Genomic DNA, 6,626 nt, shown 5'->3' on the forward strand with positions numbered 1-6,626 from the left:
CAGACCTCATGCCGGTTGACTGGTAGAAACATCAAGCAGCGCTGCTGCCACAGGATAATAGCTCTCGTTATGCTCAGCTTTGGCTCTAAGCCCTGCTGGAACGTGATACAACGCACCAAGGTGGGCGTAACGTTGAGCCATTTCAACATAATTGGCGCTACCGATGGTGTCGAGATACCGGAAGATACCTCCGTGGAATGGAGGGAAGCCAAGGCCGTAGACTAACGCGATATCCCCTTCAGCAGGGCTAGCGATGATTCCCTCTTCCAGACAACGTACTACTTCGTTGATCATAGGAATCATCGTACGGGCAATAATTTCATCATCGCTGAATTTCTGGGTCGGTTGGCTGATTGGGGCCAGTAAGTGATCGACTTGCTCGTCATTCTCTTTACGTGGTTTTCCCTTCGCATCCTGAGTATATCGGTAAAAACCTTGGCCATTCTTCTGACCAAACCGTTGGCTATCGAACATGACGTCAATCGCATCGCGATAATCTTTTTTCATCCGGTCAGGGAAACCAACGGCCATCACTGCTTGTGCATGGTGTGCGGTATCAATACCAACCACATCAAGGAGATAAGCAGGTCCCATTGGCCAGCCAAACTGATTTTCCATGACTTTATCAATCTGACGGAAATCACCACCATCTCTAACCAACATGCCAAATCCAGCCAGATACGGGAATAAGACGCGGTTAACGAAGAAGCCAGGGCAATCATTTACTACAATGGGTGTTTTGCCCATTTGTGTCGCGAATGCCACTACTGCCGCAATTGTCTTATCAGAGGTTTTAGCACCACGAATAATCTCTACTAACGGCATCCGATGAACGGGGTTGAAGAAGTGCATACCGCAGAAGTTTTCAGGACGCTTAAGTGATTTGGCCAGTTGGTCGATCGGAATCGTAGAAGTATTAGACGCTAACACAGCATCTTCACTGATTAGTGATTCTGTTTCTGCTAGCACAGCAGCTTTAACTTTTGGATTTTCCACCACCGCTTCAACGATGAGTTGGGCGCGTTCAATACCGGTATAATCTAGCGTGGGCTGAATAGTCGCTAGGATATTAGCCATTTTCAGGCCATCAATTTTGCCGCGCTCCAACTGCTTATTCAATAACTTGGCAGCTTCATTCATCCCGATCGTCAAAGACTTATCGTTAATATCTTTCATCACAACCGGCACACCTTTCAATGCCGATTGATAGGCGATCCCACCGCCCATAATTCCAGCGCCTAACACAGCAGCTTGTTTTGGCGCACTGACACCTTTAGATAGCGTTTTTGCTTTCCCTTTAACATATTGGTCGTTCAGGAATATACCAACCAAGGCCCGGGCTTCATTAGAACCAGCCAACGGCACAAAACTATGGGTTTCTAATTTCAGTGCTTCGCTACGGCCCAATTTGGCCGCGGCTTCAATTGTTTTTACCGCAGTGAGTGGCGCTGGGTAGTGTTTTCCCGCCACTTGCATGACCATGCCTTTAGCGATGGTGAAGCACATTGCTGCTTCCGTTGAGTTTAGCTTCAATGGTTCTAGTTTTGGGCGACGCGCGGCTTGCCAGTCGAGCTTGCCGTCAATAGCTTGTTTCAGTATGGCCAACGCTGCTTCTGTTAGCTTTTCGGGAGCAACAACGGCATCAACCAGTCCGACTTTTAGTGCATCTTTGGCAATAATATCTTTGCCTGCAGCAATAATTTCCAGCGCACTGTCAGCACCTAATAGGCGTGGCAGACGAACAGAACCACCAAAGCCCGGCATGATACCTAGCTTCGTTTCTGGTAGACCAATACGGGTCTCCGGTGAGGCAACGCGGAAATCAGTGGCAAGAACACATTCACATCCCCCCCCTAATGCATATCCATTGATTGCAGAAATGGTCGGCACGGGTAAATCTTCTAAGCGATTGAAGATATCGTTAGCGAAAACTAACCATTGGTGCAGTTTTTCTGGTGGGGCATTAAACAGAGACAGAAATTCGGTGATATCAGCACCGACAATAAAGGCTGCTTTAGCAGAACGAAGCATCAACCCTTTGAGTTCACTTTGTTTTTCTAATATAGCTAGGGCTTCACCCAAATTGGCTACAGTTTTGGTATCCAACTTATTAACTGAACCCGGTGCATCAAACACCAACTCGGCAATACCGTTTTCTAGCCAATGAAGCTGTAATGTTTCGCTTTGGTAGAGCATATCTATCTCCTGAATAAGCGCATGTGATCTGGTATGACCAGATATTCAGGAAGTGTGGTTATTTTGTTAAAAAATTGCAAATAAGATATTGGTATTTTGCAGCGAAGATCACAGTCAGTCAGATCGGGTAATTGATTTACATCAAATTTATTCGAGATGTATCTAGAGGCAGAAAAGTGGCCTTTCGGTCTACTTGCGAGCTAGCGATAACGTCAGTTACTTTAGATGCCATTGTTATCATCTTATGGAGTGCGTGGTCGTCGAAACATGCCTTCGGGACTATGATAAGATTAAAAAATTAGGTTCTAATAGCGAAGGGTACTGTGATGGAAACGCTAGCTTCTTTATATAACGAACATTTATCTACCTTACAACAGCGCACCCGTGATGTGCTGGAACGCCATCAGTTAGATGCTTTACTGATTCATTCTGGTGAATTGCAGAGAATTTTTCTTGATGACCGTGATTATCCTTTTAAAGTGAACGCGCAGTTCAAAGCTTGGGTGCCTGTGACTCAAGTCCCCAATTGCTGGCTATGGGTTGATGGCGTCAATACACCAAAGTTATGGTTTTACTCCCCAGTAGACTATTGGCATTGTGTTGAGCCATTACCGGATAGCTTTTGGACGAAATCTATTGATATCCAGCCATTAACTAAAGCCGATGATATTGCACAGCAATTACCTGTGCAGCGTGAGCGTGTTGCTTATATTGGGTATGCGCAACATCGTGCCCAGGCTCTGGGATTCAGTGCTGAAAATATCAATCCGCAACCTGTGCTGGATTATCTTCATTTCTACCGTTCTTATAAAACGGATTACGAACTGGCATGTATGCGCGAAGCGCAAAAGACAGCTGTCGTTGGACATCGTGCGGCTTATGAAGCATTTCAGTCCGGTATGAGTGAATTTGATATCAACTTAGCCTATCTGATGGCGACGGGTCATCGGGATACTGATGTTCCTTATGATAATATTGTTGCGTTGAATGAACACTCGGCAGTACTTCATTACACTACATTACAGCACCAACCTCCTGCAGAAATGCGTAGCTTCCTTATGGATGCAGGTGCTGAATATAACGGCTATGCGGCTGATCTGACTCGGACCTATGCCGCAGAGAGTAACAGTGATTTTGCTGCTCTCATTAAGGATCTTAATACTGAGCAGCTTGAACTGATAAAAACTATCAAAAGTGGCGAACGCTACACCGACTATCATGTTCAGATGCACCACCGCATTGCTAAATTATTGCGCGTACACCACTTGGTCACGGGGATCAGCGAAGAGGCGATGGTTGAACAAGGTATTACTTGTCCATTCCTCCCGCATGGTTTAGGGCATCCTTTAGGATTGCAAGTTCATGATACTGCTGGATTCATGCAAGATGATAAAGGCACCCACTTGAATGCGCCATCCAAGTATCCTTACCTGCGTTGTACACGTATTCTGCAACCTCGCATGGTACTCACTATTGAGCCTGGACTTTACTTTATCGAGTCTCTGCTCGCACCGTGGCGTACTGGGGAATTCAGCAAACACTTCAATTGGGATCGTATTGATGCGTTGAAGCCTTATGGTGGTATACGTATTGAAGACAATATTGTTATCCATGATAAGCGGGTTGAGAATATGACTCGTGACCTGAAATTAGCTTGATGCAGCCTTACCTGATACCTGCCGCATCGGTGTCAATCAGCGAAGAGATCAAAAAAAGTCGCTTTATTACTTTACTGGCCCATACGTGTGGGGTGAATGAAGCGAAAGATTTTGTTCAGCAGGTCAAGCAACAACACCCAACGGCCCGGCATCACTGCTGGGCATTTGTCGCTGGCACGCCCACAGACTCACAGCAATTAGGTTTTTCTGATGATGGCGAACCCTCCGGCACGGCAGGTAAACCTATATTGGCTCAGCTTATGGGCAGTGGTATTGGTGAAATTACCGCTGTGGTCGTGCGCTATTATGGGGGCATCAAGCTGGGCACCGGAGGGTTGGTTCGGGCTTATGGAAGTGGTGTGCAGCAAGCGCTAAAACAGATAGAAGTAAAATATAAAGTTCCGCAGGTAGAATATACTGTGCAGTGTGACTATGCACAGCTTGCGATGGTAGAAACATTATTACAGCAGGTTGAAGGCCAGACTCTACAGAGTGAATATGCGGAGCTCGTGACGCTTCATCTCTCTTTGCCAGCAACTCAAGCCAGTCAGGTCGGGGATAAATTGCGTGATCTCAGTCGTGGTACGTTGCAATTGACGCCCATTTCGCAATAATCCCCATCCAAGTGAATTGCTAAGGAACGTGCCGGAATGCATTTTCGTGCCATAACCCGTATTGTTGGTCTGCTGGTCATCTTATTCTCTGGAACAATGTTTATTCCAGGACTGGTAGCCTTAATCTATCGTGATGGTGCTGGCCGTGCCTTCAGCGAAACCTTTTTTGTTGCCTTATCAATAGGTCTTTTGCTCTGGCTTCCGAATCGGAAAGAAAAGCACGAGCTGAAGCCCCGTGAAGGCTTCCTTATCGTAGTGCTATTTTGGACGGTGTTGGGCAGTGTGGGGTCACTCCCTTTCTTATTTTCCGAACGCCCAAATCTTTCGCTGACCGATGCATTCTTTGAATCTTTCTCAGGACTGACGACAACTGGCGCGACAACGCTGGTAGGGTTGGACTCATTACCCAAAGCCATTTTATTTTATCGGCAAATGCTGCAATGGCTTGGTGGCATGGGGATCATTGTGTTGGCGGTGGCTATCCTACCTATTTTAGGCGTAGGGGGGATGCAGCTTTATCGAGCAGAAATGCCTGGCCCACTGAAAGATAATAAAATGCGTCCCCGAATTGCTGAAACGGCAAAAACACTTTGGCTTATCTACGTATTACTCACCATTGCTTGTGCGCTTTCCCTTTGGGGTGCGGGGATGTCAGTGTTTGATGCCATCTCTCACAGTTTTTCTACTATAGCCATCGGCGGTTTCTCAACTCATGATGCGAGTATCGGTTACTTCAACAGCCCCACTATTAACACCATTATTGGTGTTTTCTTGCTGATTTCTGGGTGTAACTTTGGTCTGCATTTTGCGGTTCTGAGTGGCCGCAGTTTGAAAGTTTATTGGCGCGATCCCGAATTCCGTATGTTTATTTTTGTACAATTGACGCTGGTTATCGTTTGTACGTTAGTACTCTGGCAGCATAGCGTGTACAAGTCGGGCCTAGAAACTTTAAATCAGGCCTTTTTCCAAGTGGTGTCAATGGCGACCACTGCGGGGTTTACGACAGACAGTATTTCTAAGTGGCCGTTGTTCTTGCCGATACTCTTATTATGTTCTGCTTTTATCGGCGGGTGTGCGGGTTCAACAGGAGGCGGTTTGAAAGTGATCCGCATCTTACTGCTTTATTTGCAAGGCTCACGTGAACTAAAACGACTCGTCCACCCGAATGCGGTATATACCATCAAGCTGGGGCGAAGAGCGTTGCCGGAGCGAATATTAGAAGCTGTTTGGGGCTTCTTCTCAGCTTATGCCTTGGTTTTCATCATTAGTATGCTGGCAATTATTGCTACGGGAGTCGATGAGTTCTCAGCATTCGCCGCCGTTACGGCCACGTTGAATAACTTAGGGCCAGGTTTAGGTGTTGTCGCAGATAACTTCACCACTATGAATCCAGCAGCTAAATGGATATTGGTGATAACGATGCTATTTGGTCGATTAGAGGTATTCACCTTGCTGGTTCTTTTCACTCCAACATTCTGGCGTGAGTAATTCTGCATAAGGAACATTGCTATGAAAGTACTGATACTTTACTCCAGCCGTGATGGCCAAACACATACAATTGCTTCATATATCGCGAAGCAATTATCAGTTGCGGGGACGTGTGAAATACAGGACTTGTCACAAGTTGGGCAAATCGACTTGAGCCAATACCAACAAGTCATGATTGGTGCATCTGTGCGTTATGGGCGTTTCAGCCCAGTATTGAGTCAATTTGTTGCCGAACACCTCGAACAGCTGAATCAGATGTCGAGTGCTTTCTTTGCCGTGAACCTGACTGCGCGCAAACCAGAGAAGCGTTCCCCGCAAACAAATGCCTATGTGCGTAAGTTCTTACTTAGTACTCCTTGGCAACCCGCACTTTGTGCAGTATTTGCTGGGGCTTTACGCTATCCGCGCTATCGCTGGATAGATCGGGTGATGATTCAACTTATTATGCGTATGACTGGAGGAGAAACCGATACGAGTAAAGAAGTTGAGTATACCGACTGGCAGCAAGTAGATCGTTTTACTCAAGATTTTGCCGCGTTACAGTGCGGAAAATAGCTTTTACGCTGCTTATCACAGCAAGTTGTTTAAATAAAACACGGTTGAAAAGTTTTTTGAAATTAAGGGTTGCAGCCTGTCAGGAACTCCCTATAATGCGCCTCCACTGACTAGG

At 46.3% G+C, this 6,626-nt stretch carries 5 protein-coding genes; 4 read left to right on the forward strand and 1 reads right to left on the reverse strand.

What is annotated here, in order from left to right; all coding sequences use genetic code 11:
* Positions 1–6: 6 nt before the first annotated feature.
* Entirely contained in the window at positions 7–2,196 is a 2,190-nt protein-coding gene (gene fadB / locus BN68_RS21420) for a fatty acid oxidation complex subunit alpha FadB (RefSeq protein ID WP_019213233.1), read from the reverse strand.
* Between the two features lie 326 nt (positions 2,197–2,522).
* Between fadB and pepQ the strand changes: the two genes are divergently transcribed.
* The 4 genes from pepQ to hemG are packed head-to-tail and all read left to right on the forward strand — an operon-like array spanning position 2,523 to position 6,511.
* Positions 2,523–3,854, forward strand: coding sequence for a Xaa-Pro dipeptidase (gene pepQ, locus BN68_RS21425; RefSeq protein WP_019213234.1), 1,332 nt, complete (start codon positions 2,523–2,525; stop codon positions 3,852–3,854).
* Positions 3,854–4,468, forward strand: coding sequence for an IMPACT family protein (locus BN68_RS21430; protein ID WP_019213235.1), 615 nt, complete (start codon positions 3,854–3,856; stop codon positions 4,466–4,468). Before pepQ ends, BN68_RS21430 begins: the two co-directional genes overlap by 1 nt.
* Before the next feature lie 36 nt (positions 4,469–4,504).
* Positions 4,505–5,956 (forward strand): Trk system potassium transporter TrkH, encoded by a 1,452-nt coding sequence (gene trkH / locus BN68_RS21435; RefSeq protein WP_019213236.1) that lies wholly within the window; start codon positions 4,505–4,507, stop codon positions 5,954–5,956.
* A gap of 21 nt (positions 5,957–5,977) precedes the next feature.
* Positions 5,978–6,511, forward strand: coding sequence for a menaquinone-dependent protoporphyrinogen IX dehydrogenase (hemG, locus tag BN68_RS21440; RefSeq protein ID WP_019213237.1), 534 nt, complete (start codon positions 5,978–5,980; stop codon positions 6,509–6,511).
* Positions 6,512–6,626: the final 115 nt, after the last annotated feature.

The organism is Yersinia massiliensis CCUG 53443 (genome assembly GCF_000312485.1).
Lineage (GTDB): Bacteria > Pseudomonadota > Gammaproteobacteria > Enterobacterales > Enterobacteriaceae > Yersinia > Yersinia massiliensis.

Excerpts from the sequence above, each read along its gene's own strand:
- hemG (WP_019213237.1), top strand. The coding sequence starts at position 5,978 with ATGAAAGTACTGATACTTTACTCCAGCCGTGATGGCCAAACACATACA.
- trkH (WP_019213236.1), top strand. The coding sequence starts at position 4,505 with ATGCATTTTCGTGCCATAACCCGTATTGTTGGTCTGCTGGTCATCTTA.
- pepQ (WP_019213234.1), top strand. The coding sequence starts at position 2,523 with ATGGAAACGCTAGCTTCTTTATATAACGAACATTTATCTACCTTACAA.
- fadB (WP_019213233.1), bottom strand. The coding sequence starts at position 2,196 with ATGCTCTACCAAAGCGAAACATTACAGCTTCATTGGCTAGAAAACGGT.
- BN68_RS21430 (WP_019213235.1), top strand. The coding sequence starts at position 3,854 with ATGCAGCCTTACCTGATACCTGCCGCATCGGTGTCAATCAGCGAAGAG.